This is a genomic window from Labrenzia sp. CP4, from assembly GCF_001579905.1.
Classification (GTDB): domain Bacteria; phylum Pseudomonadota; class Alphaproteobacteria; order Rhizobiales; family Stappiaceae; genus Roseibium; species Roseibium algicola.
The window spans coordinates 5,379,705-5,395,069 of the sequence record NZ_CP011927.1 but is presented as its reverse complement, the minus strand read 5'-3'; the positions used below and the strand labels follow the sequence as shown (position 1 = coordinate 5,395,069).

Here is a 15,365-nt window from a genome sequence, read left to right as displayed (position 1 = left end):
GGGCAGTGCCAGTGACGGCGTTGCCCCGTCTTTTTGCATTCTCCGGCGCCTGAAGCCGGCAGTGTTTCAACCGTTTCCTTGCCGAGGTTGGCCATATTGAAAGTCAGCTGTCGCGGGTCAAGAAAGTCAGGATCTACATAAGTACAATTTCGTACATAGCTTATATCTTTCAGTACTCTAGGGAAGTTTCAGGCTTTCTTAAATTTGCGCTGCGAGGATTGACCTGACGCATGGGCGTTTAAGGATCGACTTCGTGAGCCGTTCGGCAAAAATTTTTGCAACCGGATACTTCCTGGCCAGCTGCCTGTTGATGCTGGTCGGCTCGTTGATGCCAGCGCGCGAAGGGCCGGTCGCGGTATTCGCATGGCCCTGGGGTGAAAGCGCGGTCAGTGTCATCGCCAGATCGGGTGGCCCGGTACTGTTCGTCGGGGACAGAAGCTGGGTGGCGCTCACCGAAGCCGGTGAACAACAGTCCATCGCAAATCTTTACCGGTCAGGCGCCGGTTTTGTGGCGTCTTCCTTCATCGCGCAAGCCTGCGCGCGATTGAGCGGTGTCTCCTTGGAGCAGTTGAAATGAACGGTGTGGAAATGTCTCAAGCGGATCAGATGTCGGGTCAGCTTTCCGGTCTGGACCAGTTCCGGCAGAAGTTTGCGCGGATGCTGATCCATTTTATCTGGGTGAATGTTTTCCTGGTCATGGGAACGGCCTGGTGGGTTGGCTATGTTTCGCTCGTTGCGGTTTGCGGGGCAGCCTTGCTCCTTGGTGTTGCGGCCACCGGTACATGGATCAAGTTCGGAGCGGGCGTCGAAACGCGCCTTGCCACTTCCATGTCCCTTGCCGGGCTGGTTGCCCTGTTCGTGGCCGCTCTGGCGACGCCGGATGGGCAGATCACCTATCAGCTCGACGCGCATATGTATTTCTTCGCCGTACTGGCCATCCTGGCCAGCTGGGTCGACTGGCGGGCACTGGTTGCCTATGCAGCCGTCGTCGCCGTGCACCACCTTGTCCTGAATTTCGCCATGCCCTGGGCCGTGTTTCCCGGTGGGGCGGATTTCAGCCGGGTGGTCTTCCATGCGCTTGTCGTGGTTGCGGAAGTCGGCGCACTCTGGTGGATGACCGACAGCCTGGCACGAGCGTTTGCCGCTTCCGACAAGGCACGCGAGGAGGCCGAGGCCGCTCGCGCCCAGGCAATGGTGCTGCAGCACCGGACCGCTGAAAATGACGAAATGGAGCGCGCCAAGCAGAAGGTCATCAACGAACGCATCATGGCGTTTGAAAGTGATATCGCTGCCAAGCTGGACGGTGTCGGCCTGAAGGTGCGCGAAATGCGGGATGCCGCAACCGAGCTCGGAACCGTTGCCGAAAACACTTCGTCGCGTGCAGGCTCCGTATCAGATGCGTCGGAAACAGCGTCCTCAAACGTGCAGATGGTCGCTTCCGCCGCAGAAGAGCTGTCGTCCTCGATCGCGGAGATTTCGCGCCAGGTCGAACAGACCACCGGCATCGTCAACCGGGCAACGGAAAACGCGCAAACCAGCAACAGCAAGGTCGCGGGTCTTGCGAATGCGGCCAATCGGATCGGCGAGGTCGTTACGCTGATTCAGGCGATTGCCGAACAGACCAACCTTCTGGCTCTCAACGCCACCATAGAGGCGGCCCGCGCGGGCGAAGCTGGCAGGGGCTTTGCGGTTGTTGCTGCCGAAGTGAAGGAACTGGCGACACAGACGTCCAAGGCAACGGAAGAAATCGGCGCCCAGATCGCGGCGATCCAGGCGGAAACCAAGGACGCGGTGGAATCCATCGGAGTGATTGCGACGACGATGGACGAGGTCAACAGCTATACGGCCGCCATTGCTGCCGCCGTCGGTGAACAAGGCGCGGCGACCCAGGAAATCTCGCGCAATGTGGCGGAAGCCGCGGACGGCACGGGACGGGTTGCCAACAACATCGACGGTGTGCGGGAATCTGTCGAACGCACCAGCCACTCGGTCGGCTCCATGGTCGAGGCGGCCGAGACCCTCGATCTGGAGACCCAGGACATGCGCCGGGCAATCACCGCCTTCCTGAAGGATGTCGCGGCCTGAGAGTATGGCCGCAACAGATCGTGATCTTCGGAAACCGGCGGCCAGTTCGCCGGTTTTTTCGTTCTTGCGTCGCTCTCCTGTTCTGCATGCTTGACCTGATGTCGCTTGAATGCCATGAGCCGCCCCTAACGAACCAGCGTTGCGGATGAAAACGTGCCACGCTGGCAGCATTCTTCACCCTTGCGGACACTGACGCCAAACGATGCCTGCATCCTCCTTCGCGCCCGGAACGGTCCTGCTGCTGGACCTGTTGAAGCAGCGGTCTGCGCTGTTGTTTCAGGCGCCGGATGAGGTGATCACCTGCTCCCGGCTCGAGGAGGTTCAGGGCTGCCTCGAGCGGCTTGAGGCCGCCCAGGCGGACGGGCGCCATGCGGCAGGCTATCTTGCCTATGAACTGGGTTTTGCCTTCGAGGAAAAGCTGCGGCAACGGTTTCATCAAACAGAAGAGCCGTTGCTCTGGTTCGGGCTGTATGGCGCGCCGGAGGAACTGGGTCTCGACGAAGCCAAAGCTATGCTGGAAAAGGTGGCTGGCGACGGCGAGGCTGCCATCGGCAAGCCGGAGTTCGATATGGACAGGGCCGCTTACGATACGGCCTTTGCCCGCGTCCGCGACCATCTGGCGAAGGGCGACATCTATCAGGTCAACCTGACCATGCGCGCGCGGTTCCGGCACCAGGGGGCTCCGGAACGGATCTTCCAGACCCTTCTGCGTCGCCAGCCGGTGGAATTTGCCGCTTTCCTGCGCCTTGAAGACCGGACGATCCTGTCTCTCTCGCCGGAACTCTTCCTGGAGCGCCGGGGCACCTGCCTGCGGACCAAACCCATGAAGGGCACCGCGCCCCGAGGACGTTACGCTTCCGAGGACGCCACGATTGCGCGCACGCTTTCAAGCGATCCCAAGCAGCGGTCCGAAAACACCATGATCGTCGACCTGATGCGCAATGACCTGTCGCGCATCGCCGACACCGGCACGGTCAATGTGACCAAACTGTGCGAGGTGGAGCGCTACCAAAGCCTTCACCAGATGACCTCGACGGTCGAAGCTGAAGTTCCCGATGACGTCGGCTTTGCACGCATCGCCGAACATCTGTTCCCCTGCGGTTCGATTACGGGAGCGCCGAAACTCAGCGCCATGCAGATTGCCCAGGATCTGGAAACCGGCCCGCGTGGCGTCTACACCGGTTCGATCGGCTATCTCGCGCCTGGAGGCGATTTCCGGCTGAATGTCGCCATCCGGACGCTGGTGTTGCGAAACGACGGCAGCGGCGAAGCCGGAAGCGGGTCCGGTGTGATCTTCGACAGTGGCGCGTCTCCCGAATACGACGAATGCGCCTTGAAACTGAGGTTCATGAGCGAGGACACGCCGGGCTTCGATCTGATCGAGACGCTGGCTTATCACCCGGGCGACGGCTATTTGCTTCTGGAACGGCACATGCAGCGCCTGCAGGCCTCATCTGCCTATTTCGGCTTTCCTTTCCGCGAAGAAGACGTGCGTGAGGAGCTTCTGCAGCATGTTCGCACCTTTGCCGGTTCAAGGCGTGTGCGGCTGTTGCTATCGGCGCATGGCGGCATTTCGGTCACGTCGACGGATCTTCCGCCGGCCGGTCAGGAGGCCGTTTTCAATCTGGTGATTGCGCAAGAAACCACGTGGTCAACCGACAGGTTCCTGTTCCACAAGACCACAAACCGGGCCTTCTACGATGACACGCGCCAGCGGTATCAGGCGGAAACCGGTTGCCAGGAGGTGCTGTTCCTGAACGAGAACGGCTATCTCACCGAGGGCAGCTACACCACTCTTTTCTTGAAGCGGAACGGCAGCTTGCTGACGCCTGCGCTTCGTCACGGGCTTCTCCCCGGCACCTTCCGGGCGGGGCTTCTGGAACGTGGTCTGGCAAGCGAGGCAGACCTTACGCTTCAGGATCTGCAAGAGGCCGAGGAAGTCTACGTCGGCAATTCCGTGCGTGGTCTGATACGCGCTCGCCTGCTTTCGGAACAAGCGAGTGGTTCGTGGCACATGGAAGTCGGGCAACACAATGAAGCCACCCGCAAGGCAGGGTGATAACCGGTACGCTAAGAGAGCAGCGCTGACATCTCAGGCATTGTCCCAGGGAATGACTGTCAGCTCCGGCCAGAGGGCCTTCATCCGTGCCGCCTTTTCCGCATAGGTTTCCGGGTTCGGCTGTGTGTAATTGGGCACCAGCCGCATGCCGAACAGGTTGGCAAGTCCGAAAGGCGCATGCAACACCATGCGCCCGTCTTCTTCGAGCCGTGCCGCCACCGAATGGGTGCGCGAAGCATAGGTCGTCAGCGAATCCATGGCACAGTCGAGAGGGCGGTAGGGCCTGCCGAAACGGCTCTCGTACCACAGGTGGACACGAGCCTGATTTCTCACTTCCAGAAGGCTCGCCAAGTCGGGCAGGGCCTGGTTGACCTTGCCGATAACAGCGTCCTCAGCCTCATAGGATAGATCGGTTCCGTCGAAATAGATGATGTCGAAATCCTTGATGCCGTGCAGCAGGGGGCGGTTGGTGAGGACGTTCCAGACAGTCTGGTAGATACCGCCCGACACCAGCCAGGCATCCGGAAGGGCAAGGTTGCGGATGGTGGTCAGGATTTCCATTACATGAGGCACGGTCCTGAGGATCTGCTCAAGACCTGCCAGCCGCGTCTCCTCACTGGCGGCATAGGGATCGCCCAGCCTTGCGTCGCGTACATCCATCTGCAAATCGGCGGTCATTTCCGGATCCTCTTTTCGCGAAGGGGCAACCTATCCGATTCTCAACGTATCGCGCGCCGTGCATGATGGGGACCATGCACGCGAATGTGTCCTCCGCAGATACGCGCGCTACCGGATGAGGGGCACCGACTTGACATGAAGCAGGTAGGCGCCATCTCCTTCGGAGACGTTTGGTCTTTTCAGGAATTGCCGATGTACCTCTTGCCACGCACACAAATGATCGCCGCACTGGCCGCTTGCGGGGCGGTGCTTGTCACCGCTTTGCCATCTGCGGCCCAATCCGGACGGCCGAATTCCACCGCAATGTCCTGCGGACAGGTTCAGTCCATGATCAATCAGCGTGGGGCCGTCGTGCTCAGCACCGGGCGCTATACGTTCGACCGGTATGTGGCCAACCGGAGCTACTGCCAGCATGGCGAGGTCACGCGCCGGGACTACATTCCAACGAGGGACAATGCGAAATGCTACGTGCTTCGCTGTATCAATCCCCAACCCTGGCGGTATGACTGAGTCGTATCCGGGCCGGTTGCCCTCCCGGACTTCAACAGGAGACGTCATGTGAACCGACTTTCCAGAAGCGCATGTTTCGGCTTCCTGGCGTTTACCTGGCTCGGGGGCACTGCCGCCGTAGAACCGGCCATGGCCCAGGCCGGGCGTCCGGACACGCGTTCGATGACATGTGCCCAGGCTCAGGAACTGGTCAGGAAAAGTGGCAGCATCGTCCTGACGACCGGCCAGTCGACCTTTGACCGCTTCGTTGCAAACGGTAGTTATTGCCGGCCGCAAACGGGGCAGGTCCGTGCGAAATTTGCTCCCACGCGCGACAATCCGCAGTGCTCCGTCGGCTACAGGTGTTTCCAGAACCGGACGCAGCGGTAAACGGGATCCTTCTGCAAAAACAGGATAAAGAGGCACAAGTCTTAACCGCCTTGCAGGCTTTTCTTGCTATTTCATGCGCGGACGGGGCAGCGCTGTGTTGCATTTGGAAACCGTTTCACAAATATGAAATACGGATTACCTACTGCTGGAAATCATAGCCATTTAATACATGACTTCGCCTGAATACTCAGGAAAGGCCTTGCGATGAACGAGAATAATACAAGAAAACAACTGTTAATTGCGAAGTCCGCACTTCAGGCAGGCCTGTTTATGTGTGCGGCTCTTGTCCCTGTGCTGCAGGCGGAAGCGCAAACCCGGCGTCAGCCCGATACCACGCAACTGACCTGTGACCAGACGCAGGACCTGATCAAGAGATTCGGGGGCATCAATCTGAAATCAGGCCCTTACAAGTTCGACCGGTTCGTCGTCGGCCGGAACCAGTGTTTCTCGGGCCAGACGGTGCGCCCGACATTCGTGCCGACCAAGGACAACCCGAAATGTTCCGTCCTTGTCTGTGCAGAGATGGGACAGGCCCGCCAGTAAAAAGGCCGCGCGATGGTGTTTGCGCAGCCCCTTCTTCCAGTCCTGTGAAACGCCGGTTCAGCCTCTCAGCGTGCCACCGGTTGCCTTCTCGACATTGGCAATGATCTTCTTTGCCACGGCGTCGATTTCCTCGTCCGTAAGGGTCTTTTGACGCGGCTGCAGTGTCACGTCGATGGCGACTGACTTCTGGCCTTCCGGCACACCCTGACCTTCGTAAATGTCGAATAGCGTGACATCGCTGATCAGCGTCTTTTCCGCGCCACGAGCCGCTTTGAGCAAGGCCTCGGCCGAAATATCCTTGCCGACGAGGAACGCGAAGTCGCGTTGAACCGGCATAAGGCCACTGACATTGAGGGCGCCCTTGGAACGGCCACCCTTGCCCTTGGGTTCAGGCAGCGCATCAAGGAAGATCTCGAATGCGACCAGCGGTCCTTCGATGTCGAGCAGCTGCAGCGTGCGCGGATGAACTTCGCCGAACACCGCCAGAACGTTTTTCGGGCCAAGCTTGAGACAGCCGGACCGGCCCGGGTGGAACGTTGCCGGGGCATCTGCAGACACCATCAGTTTGTCTACCGGCGCGCCGATGGCCGCCAGCGCTGCTTCGGCGTCCGCCTTGGCGTCGAACACGTCGACGGCCTGGGAAACACCCGACCAGTGCCGGCCGGAACCCTGCAGCTTCGCAGACCCGCGGCGCACGCCGGTTGCGACCATCTTCTGGCCTTCAGGAGTATCGTTCTCGAACACCTGACCGACTTCGAACAGGGCGACATTGCCATAGCCCCGGTCGGCATTGCGCTGTGCCGCCAGCAAAAGGCCAGGAAGCAGGCTCGGGCGCATGTCGGACATCTCGCTGGAAATCGGATTGGCCAGCGCAAGCGCAGCGTTGCCGCCACCGAAGAGTTCAGCGTGATCCTTGGCAATGAACGACCAGGTAACTGCTTCATTGAAGCCACGGGCGGCCAGTGCCCGGCGCGCCTTGTTGCGGCGGATCTGTCCGGTCGTCAGCACCTTCTGGCCGACGGTACCGGTGCGCGGCAGTGGTGTGAACGGAACACGCTCCAGACCGATGATGCGCACAACCTCTTCCACGAGGTCGGCCTTGCCTTCGATGTCCGGTCGCCAGCTTGGCGCGGCCACCTTGACCGTGTCACCGGCGCCTGAGATCCAGAAACCGAGCGACTTCAGGGTGACGTTTGCTTCAGCAGGCAGAACATCGACGCCGGAAAGGCGCCTGATTTCCGAATAGGGGAAATCGATGATGTTGCTGGTATCCGGCACGGAACCGGCCTGCACCGTTTCGGACGGCTCGCCGCCGCACAGGTCCATGACCATGCGCGTGGCATATTCCAGACCCGGCATCATGTAGTTGGGATCGACACCACGTTCGAAGCGATAGCGTGCGTCCGTATTGACGCCGAGCTTGCGCCCGGTGGCGGCAATGTCGTCCTCGTCCCAAAGGGCGGATTCGATCAGCACGTTGACAGTCTCTTCCGTGCAGCCGGAAGGCTCGCCGCCCAGGATGCCGCCGAGACTTTCAACGCCGTTGTCGTCGGAAATGACGCAGATCGTGTCATCGAGCTCGTAGCTCTTGCCGTTGAGGCCGTCGATCTTCTCGCCCTGCTTGCCGCGGCGGACAACCAGATTGCCGTGAACCTTGTCGGCGTCGAACACGTGCAGCGGCCGGCCCTGATCGAAGGTGATGTAGTTGGTCATATCGACGAGGGCGTTGATCGGGCGCAAGCCGATGGCGGTCAGGCGGTCCTGCAGCCATTTCGGCGAGGGGCCGTTCTTCACGCCCTTGACCAGGCGCAGGCCGAAGGCCTTGCACATCGGCTTGGTGTCGCCGAAATCGAACGTCACGTCGACCGGGCAGGGGAAGCTGCCGCGAACCTGTTCGTTGCTGCGTTCCTTCAGCTTGCCGAGGCCGGCTGCGGCAAGATCACGGGCAATGCCGTATACGCCGGTACAGTCCGGGCGGTTCGGCGTCAGGCCGATTTCGATGACCGGCTCATCCAGGCCGGCCCATTCGGCATAGGCCATGCCGACCGGCGCATCCGCCGGCAGATCGATGATGCCGTCGTGTTCGTTGGAAAGTTCCAGCTCGCGCTCCGAGCACATCATGCCGAAGCTTTCCACGTCGCGGATCTTGCCGACGGAAAGCGTGACATCAAGGCCGGGAACATAGTCGCCCGGCTTGCCGAGCACGCCGACAAGGCCGGCGCGGGCATTCGGCGCACCGCACACAACCTGCACCGGGTCGCCCTCGCCGGTGTCAACCTTCAGGACGCGCAGCCGGTCGGCATTCGGGTGCTGTTCGGCTTCCAGAACCTTTGCGATTCTGAACGGCTTCAGGCGGTCGGCGCGGTTGGTGACTTCCTCGACTTCCAGTCCGATCAGGGTGAGACGTTCAACGATCTCTTCCAGGCTGGCGTCGGTTTCCAGATGCTCCTTGAGCCAGGAAAGGGTGAATTTCATCTTTCGATCTCTTCAAACTTGGTGCGGTCTCAGGACCGCGAAACGGGACGTGGAGCCCTCAGTTGCCGAGCCGGTCCACTTCGGGAATGATGGTCGCAGCGCCGTAGTTTTCGGCAAAGCGGCGGCCGATGTCGGAAAAGTCGCGGGTCCAGCCGCGCACGATCTCCGGCGTGATCTGCTGTTTGGTGGCAATCGCCTGGGCAGCTTCCGTCTCGATCCGGTCCCGCAGGATGCCGAGTTCGACCTGGGCGGCATATTCGGCCCGGTACTTGCCGAGCCAGCCCATGGCCACAATCAACACCATCACCAGAAGGGCCGCGGTGCTGGTCAAGCCGGCCCACTTGGCGGTACCGCCGATCCGCCGGTCGCTGGCGATCAGAACGATCGAAGCGATGGTCAGGAACGCCACGATATAGATTGCCTGCAGGAAGCTCTGGTACTTTTCGGCCGAGCTTGCCTCGTGGCCGGCACGCAGACGCGTGATCCGGTCACGGAGATAAAGCAACGCATCGGCTTCGGTGCCCAGCTTCTCCCGGAAGTAGGTATCGCAGAACCGCAGCCGGCCCCGGTTCTCGATCTTGTCCGCGCAGGCCTCGAGGAACGAGGTCGGCGTCGCGACGCGGGTTTCCTGGTCGCTGGTCTGCGCGGCTGCCGGCAACAGGGCGGCAACGGTCAGCATGGCGGCAAGAACGATGCGGATCAGCAATGACATGATGGCGCCCCCAAATTCAGGCGGTTAACTGGACAGACCGCCGAACAGTGTCGGCAGGTCGAGTGGGCGGAAGCCGTAATGCTGGATCCAGCGGACGTCGGCGTCGAAGAAGGCGCGCAGGTCCGGCATGCCGTATTTCAGCATCGCGATGCGGTCGATCCCCATGCCCCAGGCAAAACCCTGGTAGACATCCGGGTCGAGGCCGCAGTTGCGGATGACGTTCGGATGAACCATGCCGCAGCCGAGAATTTCCAGCCAGTCTTCGCCCTGGCCGATCTTCACTTCGCCGCCGGACCGGTCACACTGGATGTCGACTTCCATGGACGGTTCGGTGAACGGGAAGAAGCTCGGGCGGAAGCGCATCTTGATGTCGTCGACTTCGAAGAAGGACTTGCAGAATTCCCGCAGCACCCATTTCAGATGACCGAAATGGCTGTCCTTGTCGATCACGAGGCCTTCCACCTGGTGGAACATCGGCGTGTGGGTCTGGTCACTGTCGCAGCGATAGGTCCGGCCCGGAATGATGACGCGGATCGGTGGTTCCTGATTGCGCATGGTGCGGATCTGCACCGGCGAGGTGTGCGTGCGCAGCAGCAGCCGTTCGCCGTCTTCCTTCGGATTGAAGAAGAACGTGTCGTGCATTTCGCGTGCCGGGTGGCCTTCTGGAAAGTTCAGCGCGGTGAAGTTCAGCTCGTCGGTCTCGATGTCCGGGCCTTCCGCAATGGAAAAGCCCATGTCGGCGAAAATCGCCGTCAGTTCGTCGATGACCTGGCTGACCGGGTGAATACGGCCGGTCTCCGCCGGTGTTGCGCGCAGCGGCAGGGTGATATCCACCTTCTCGCTGGCCAGCCGTGCTTCCAGGGCCGCTTCCGCCAGCACATCCTTGCGGGCGGCGATAGCGTCGGTGACCTTCGCCTTGAGGCCGTTGAGGGCAGGGCCCATCACCTGGCGCTCTTCAGGCGTCATCTTGCCGAGCGTTTTCATCTGCTCGGAAATTGAGCCCTTCTTGCCAAGGGCGGCAACGCGGATGTCTTCCAGGGCGGCTTCGGTCCCGGCGCCTTCGATGGCGGCCAGAAGATCGGATTCAAGTGTGTCGAGGTTGGACATGCGTACTCGGTCGTCGGTTCGCGCGGTGCGCGCGGAGGTGTCGAAACAGAAAGTCGGGGTCTTTTAGCGAATAATGGCGGTGATTGCCACGGCCTCATGCGCATTATTGCGTGAGTTCCCGAAGAGAAGAAAAGCGCCGGAATTAAAGCGCGTTAGCGCGTAAATCGACCGCAGGCGGGGCCCTGCAGCTCGATGAGGCGCACGTCGATCCCGGAAAGAGGCTGAGAGCCACTGCAAAGGCCGGAACGGCGAGTATGTGCGATAAGTTCGCTCATGGGGCGTCAATGTAGCGAAAGGCGAAGCGTTGGCAAGCGGAAAAGGAGAGGCAGCCTTGTGCCTCAATCTGGCCAACACGTAGCGGCGAGCCCCAGGCACCGGAACTCAATCCCCACCCGGGCGTTTACCGTTGAACTCCCTGCTGTTTGCCAACGTCCGTGGACAGAAGGGCGTGGGCAGGCAACTGAGGGGGTAACATGGCACGTGGAAGAGATGCGGGCAGTCCGGAAAAGATCCCGCCAATGGGCTGGCTGGATATCAGCTATCGGGTGTGGAACGCGGTCCAGCGCGACCACATCGACCTGATCGCCGCCGGCGTTGCCTTCTACGGTCTTCTTGCGATCTTCCCGACCATAACTGCGTTCACGGCGCTGTCAGGGCTTGTGGTTGAACCGGTCGAGGTCAGCCGTCAGCTTGAAATGATCGAGAACTTTCTGCCGAAGGAGGCGTCGCAAATCATTCTGGCGCAGGCCGCAGATGTAGCGGGCAGCGAGAATGCGGGGCTCGGCTTCGCCTTCGTCATCGGTCTGGGCATCGCGCTCTATTCCACCTCCAAGGGCATGGCCAGCCTCATGGAAGGACTTAACATCGCCTATGACGAGGTTGAGAAGCGGGGTATCATTGCGCTGAAAGCCCGAACCTTCGTGATGACGATCCTGCTTGTTTTCGCTCTGGTACTGGGGTTGGTATCCGCCCTTCTGCTGCCGGTTGTCTTCAGTTATCTCGCCTTGCCGGACTGGTTGGAGAAGGTCCTGTCATCGGCCCGCTGGATCATTCTGGGATTTCTGACCGTCACCGGTCTTTCCTTCGTTTACAGGTTCGGGCCATCTCGAACCGATGCCAAATGGAAATGGATCACGCCCGGGGCAGTCATCGCCTGCCTCTTGTGGCTTGCCGCGTCCTACGGGTTCTCGGTCTATGTGGCGAACTTTGCCAGCTACAACAAAACGTTCGGCAGCCTTGCCGGCGTCATCATCCTGCTGATGTGGCTCTGGATTTCGGCATATATCATCTTGCTCGGGGCCGAGTTGAATGGCGAGATGGAAGCGCAGACCCGCCGCGACAGCACCGTTGGTCCGGACCGGCCAATGGGCACACGTGGTGCCGTGAAGGCCGACATACTGGGCAAATCCATTGCAAGTGCTGAGTAGAAGTACGCGATGAGCGAAAAACGCTCACGCCTCCACCATATCGGCTCCTTTCGGTCTGCCGATGGAGCCTTGCAGCTCCTCCCGCAGCCAGTCGCCGAAAGCCTTCTTGGCCTTTGTCTGAGGGGCGTTTTTACCGCTGACCAGCCAGTAGGCGCTGCCCGTGGCGGGGCGCTCGGGGAAGGGGGCAATCACCTGGCCGGACTTCACGGCATAAACCGCAAGCGTTTCCCAGGCCAGAAACACCCCGTGGCCGGCAATTGCCGCATCCAGGCACAGTGAACCGTCTGAAAAGGTCGGGCCGTCCTGCAGGATGCTCTCATCGAGGCCGAAGAGATCAAGCCAGGTTTTCCAGGTAAACATTTGTCCGGGGTCACGGATGATCGGCAACTTGCCGATGTCCTTCGGCTCCTTGATCTGTCTGGCCAGCGCCGGGCTGCAGACGGGAAACACCCGCTGGTGCAGCAATTGCTCTGCCTTGACGCCCGGATAGGGTCCCTTGCCGACACGGATACACAGATCGACATCGCTCATGTCCGGATCGACCAGGTCCACCGTCGCTTCCACCCGAACCCGGATCCCCGGATGCATCTTGTTGAAGTTCTTGAGATGCCAAACCAGCCATTTTCCGGCGAAGACCGGGGCAACCGAAATCGTCAGCGCATCTTCCCGTCCGCGCTGGGTGGTGGCGACCGCGGTCGAAAGCGAGGACATGGCGCTGGTCAGGTGTGGCTGCATTGCAAGCACGTGAGCGGTTGGCAACAGCAAACGGTTCTGCCGCTCGAACAGCTGCACCCCAAGCTGGGCCTCGGTCTTGTGAACCTGCTGGCTGACGGCGCCGACGGTTACACCGAGTTCCTCCGCTGCCGCCTTGACAGAGCCCAGCCGGGCGACGGCTTCCACGGCGCGAAGACCGGAGAGGTGAATGCGATTGAGGTTTTTCATTTTAGAAAAGCTAAACTGAAAATCAGAATAAGTCGATTTTTTTAGCGAGTAGTGGCGTCTATATAAGGAGCATAGCTAAATTCAAAGAAGGAATTTGGCCATGCAAAAAACAATAATAAGGAGAATGAAACTCATGATGAAACTGTTTATGCGCCGACACCTGACGGCTCGTCCGGCTTCCGCATATGACCGCACCGACCCGATGTCCCATCCGGCAATCGTGCGCATGTCCCAGCGTGAACTGGCTGACCTTCCGCTCAACCGGCGCTAAGGCTGAAGACCGGCTGAAAGGCCGGTCCCCAAACCTTCCGATCGACCCTCCGCAAGGACAGGCCGGTTGGACAAGACTTCCAAACCAGAAAACGGCGCCTGGGCGGCAAGCCCGGCGCCGTTTCTGTCTTTGGGAGGCAATCCCGCATTTTAGTGCGTTCGCTATCTTGCTTGGTGATCAGGTCGACCGGCTTCCTGTCCGGTTCGGATCAAACGGCGACCGGTTGCCTGTCGGCATATTGCGCGACGCCATGGCCGAACGACCAGTTCTCAAGCCTTGTCTCGACCAGGTTGATGAAGATGTCTTCGGAACGGATGCCGACTTCGCGGGCCAGGCCCTTTGCGATCCGGGCAAACAGCGCTTTCTTCTGGTCGACGCTGCGCGTATCGCTGACGGTCAGCTGGATGATGATCAGGTCGTCCGACCGGTCGATATTCATGAAGTGGCGGCCGAACAGGAAATCTTCGCGTGGATGTTCGGTGATCATCATGAACTTGTCGTCCTGCGGCACGCCGAAGGTCTCGCGCATTGCCTGATAGATCTCGTCCAGGATTGCTGATTTCTGCGCAGCGGTCTTGGAGCCTTTCAGCAGGGAAACATTGGTAAGCGGCATCTTGTCCTCCGTCATTCGGTGATGCTGCCAACCTTATTGCGGCACCAAAGATAACAGAAACAAATCTTTGATATTTCAAAAATCATAAATTAGAATGATTGCATGACCGATCTCGACATGGATCTCTTGCGCGCTTTTGTTCGAGTTGCCGAAACAGGCAGCTTTACCCGGGCAGGACAGATGACGGGGGCAAGCCAGTCTGCTGTCAGCGTCAAGATCAAGAAACTGGAAGACCGTCTCGGCAGCGCCTTGCTCAGCCGATCGCCCCGGTCCGTCCGGTTGACGAGCTTCGGTGCTCGTTTTTTAAGTGACGCCCGCAGTCTGATCGACCTGCATGACAGGGTGACGGCCCGCGTTTCAGGTCCTTCCGTTCAAAAGCGGCTTCGGTGCGGTATCAGCGATCACGCCGCGGGAGGCCGCCTCCCGGAGATTATCGCCTCCCTCAGCAAGGCCTTGCCGGAACATCGTCTCCATGTTGCGGTCGGTTATTCCGATACGCTGTACAATGACTTCAAGGCAGGTCTGTTCAGCGCGATCATGGTGCGCTCCGAGGACGTCGAGGGCACGGGTCATGTGGCGTTCGAGGAAAATCTCGTCTGGACTGCCGCCAGGGATTTCACCTGGGAAACCGGTACCCCGTTCCCCTTGGTGGCGCTTTCGGAAACCTGCGCCCTCCGCCGCTTGGCAACTGGCACGCTCAAGGATGCAGGGATCGCTTTTGAAGACGCCTTCACCGGCACCGGTGTCGGTGCCATACAGGGGGCCGTCAGCGCAGGGCTCGGCATTGCCTGTCTCGACCGGCGAAATATTCCGGAGGGATGCCGCGAAGTCGGGGAACTCTATCGGCTGCCCGAACTGCCGAAAACAAGGATGACGCTCTTCTGCCGGGAAGACCCGACAATTGTTTCGGCTATCCTTCAGGTCTTCCGGGAGGCGGCGTAAGCGCTCTCCCCGGGCGTGTTGATCAGCTCAGAAACGAGCTGATCAGGCCTTCTTCACGAACTCCGTCAGGATGACGATCCGCTGATCGTTCACGCGGCCTTCGATCTGGGAGGCATTGTCCGCAACAAGGGAGATGTTGCGCACGGCGGTGCCGCGCTTGGCGGTGAAGTTGGCGCCCTTGACCTTGAGATCCTTGATCAATGTCACAGTGTCGCCAGCGGCAAGAACAGCGCCGTGCGTATCCTTGTGGACCACGCCGTCGTCACCTTCTCCCGCGCTGCCGCCAAGGCCGGCCTTGGCCCAGGCAAGCGTTTCGTCGTCCAGATACAGCATGTCCAGAAGATCGCGAGCCCAGCTCTCGTCGCGCATTCTGGAAAGCATGCGGTAGGCGACAACCTGAACCGGGGGAACCTGGCTCCAGGCGGCTTCGTTGAGACAGAGCCAATGCTTCGGGTCGTTATCGGCGGCACCTGAAATCTGGTCGGCACATGTGGCGCAGGCCAGAACCGCCATGTCGGCCGTGCCATCCGTGTCGGGGCCGACATCCAGCGGCCGCAGCGCCTCGGTAGCGCCGCAGAACTCGCAAACGTTGCCGGCGCGGTCGGAAAGGGTCTGTTCAATACTCATGGCAA

General features: G+C 60.3%; 16 protein-coding genes. 9 read left to right on the top strand and 7 right to left on the bottom strand.

Going from position 1 to position 15,365, the window contains the following annotated elements:
- Positions 1-253: 253 nt before the first annotated feature.
- From ACP90_RS24720 to pabB, 3 genes are all read left to right on the top strand, one after another.
- On the top strand, positions 254-577 hold the full coding sequence (locus ACP90_RS24720) for a hypothetical protein (protein WP_022999673.1): 324 nt from the start codon (positions 254-256) through the stop codon (positions 575-577).
- Positions 574-2,085 (top strand): methyl-accepting chemotaxis protein, encoded by a 1,512-nt coding sequence (locus ACP90_RS24715; RefSeq protein WP_062490604.1) that lies wholly within the window; start codon positions 574-576, stop codon positions 2,083-2,085. Before ACP90_RS24720 ends, ACP90_RS24715 begins: the two co-directional genes overlap by 4 nt.
- Positions 2,086-2,287: 202 nt before the next feature.
- A complete protein-coding gene (gene pabB / locus ACP90_RS24710) occupies positions 2,288-4,144 on the top strand; it encodes an aminodeoxychorismate synthase component I (RefSeq protein WP_062490601.1) in 1,857 nt (618 codons plus the stop codon).
- A 33-nt stretch (positions 4,145-4,177) separates the two neighbouring features.
- On the opposite strand, the gene ACP90_RS24705 is transcribed toward pabB, so the two are convergent.
- The gene (locus tag ACP90_RS24705) at positions 4,178-4,822 is read right to left on the bottom strand and encodes a nucleotidyltransferase family protein (protein ID WP_062490599.1); all 645 of its coding nucleotides are present in this window, start codon (positions 4,820-4,822) and stop codon (positions 4,178-4,180) included.
- A 135-nt stretch (positions 4,823-4,957) separates the two neighbouring features.
- Between ACP90_RS24705 and ACP90_RS24700 the strand changes: the two genes are divergently transcribed.
- The 3 genes from ACP90_RS24700 (at position 4,958) to ACP90_RS24690 (ending at position 6,244) form a co-directional block, all read left to right on the top strand.
- Positions 4,958-5,332: a hypothetical protein gene (locus ACP90_RS24700; protein WP_201030427.1), complete on the top strand. Its 375-nt coding sequence runs from the start codon at positions 4,958-4,960 to the stop codon at positions 5,330-5,332.
- A 48-nt stretch (positions 5,333-5,380) separates the two neighbouring features.
- Positions 5,381-5,701 (top strand): hypothetical protein, encoded by a 321-nt coding sequence (locus ACP90_RS24695; RefSeq protein WP_228148069.1) that lies wholly within the window; start codon positions 5,381-5,383, stop codon positions 5,699-5,701.
- 204 nt (positions 5,702-5,905) lie between these two features.
- Positions 5,906-6,244: a hypothetical protein gene (locus tag ACP90_RS24690; protein ID WP_145915833.1), complete on the top strand. Its 339-nt coding sequence runs from the start codon at positions 5,906-5,908 to the stop codon at positions 6,242-6,244.
- A gap of 57 nt (positions 6,245-6,301) precedes the next feature.
- Here ACP90_RS24690 and pheT read toward each other — a convergent pair whose 3' ends face one another.
- The 3 genes from pheT to pheS are packed head-to-tail and all read right to left on the bottom strand — an operon-like array spanning position 6,302 to position 10,538.
- On the bottom strand, positions 6,302-8,719 hold the full coding sequence (pheT, locus tag ACP90_RS24685; RefSeq protein ID WP_062490597.1) for a phenylalanine--tRNA ligase subunit beta: 2,418 nt from the start codon (positions 8,717-8,719) through the stop codon (positions 6,302-6,304).
- Between the two features lie 58 nt (positions 8,720-8,777).
- Positions 8,778-9,431: a hypothetical protein gene (locus ACP90_RS24680; RefSeq protein WP_022999681.1), complete on the bottom strand. Its 654-nt coding sequence runs from the start codon at positions 9,429-9,431 to the stop codon at positions 8,778-8,780.
- 24 nt (positions 9,432-9,455) lie between these two features.
- On the bottom strand, positions 9,456-10,538 hold the full coding sequence (gene pheS / locus ACP90_RS24675; RefSeq protein WP_062490595.1) for a phenylalanine--tRNA ligase subunit alpha: 1,083 nt from the start codon (positions 10,536-10,538) through the stop codon (positions 9,456-9,458).
- Positions 10,539-11,011: 473 nt separating this feature from the next.
- Here pheS and ACP90_RS24670 point away from each other — a divergent pair, with 473 nt between their 5' ends.
- Positions 11,012-11,965 carry a YihY/virulence factor BrkB family protein gene (locus tag ACP90_RS24670; RefSeq protein WP_062490592.1) on the top strand — a complete coding sequence of 318 codons (954 nt, stop codon included), beginning with the start codon at positions 11,012-11,014 and terminating at the stop codon, positions 11,963-11,965.
- Between the two features lie 24 nt (positions 11,966-11,989).
- Here the strand turns inward: ACP90_RS24670 and ACP90_RS24665 are convergent, their stop codons facing one another.
- Positions 11,990-12,907, bottom strand: coding sequence for a LysR substrate-binding domain-containing protein (locus ACP90_RS24665; RefSeq protein ID WP_062490590.1), 918 nt, complete (start codon positions 12,905-12,907; stop codon positions 11,990-11,992).
- Between the two features lie 133 nt (positions 12,908-13,040).
- Here ACP90_RS24665 and ACP90_RS28565 point away from each other — a divergent pair, with 133 nt between their 5' ends.
- Positions 13,041-13,178, top strand: coding sequence for a hypothetical protein (locus tag ACP90_RS28565; protein ID WP_167579506.1), 138 nt, complete (start codon positions 13,041-13,043; stop codon positions 13,176-13,178).
- Positions 13,179-13,386: 208 nt separating this feature from the next.
- Here ACP90_RS28565 and ACP90_RS24660 read toward each other — a convergent pair whose 3' ends face one another.
- Positions 13,387-13,791: a tautomerase family protein gene (locus ACP90_RS24660; protein ID WP_062491967.1), complete on the bottom strand. Its 405-nt coding sequence runs from the start codon at positions 13,789-13,791 to the stop codon at positions 13,387-13,389.
- A gap of 102 nt (positions 13,792-13,893) precedes the next feature.
- On the opposite strand from ACP90_RS24660, the gene ACP90_RS24655 reads away from it, so the two are divergent.
- Entirely contained in the window at positions 13,894-14,733 is an 840-nt protein-coding gene (locus ACP90_RS24655) for a LysR family transcriptional regulator (protein ID WP_062490588.1), read from the top strand.
- Positions 14,734-14,775: 42 nt separating this feature from the next.
- Here ACP90_RS24655 and ACP90_RS28840 read toward each other — a convergent pair whose 3' ends face one another.
- On the bottom strand, positions 14,776-15,360 hold the full coding sequence (locus tag ACP90_RS28840) for an alkylphosphonate utilization protein (protein WP_062490586.1): 585 nt from the start codon (positions 15,358-15,360) through the stop codon (positions 14,776-14,778).
- Positions 15,361-15,365 lie beyond the last annotated feature (5 nt).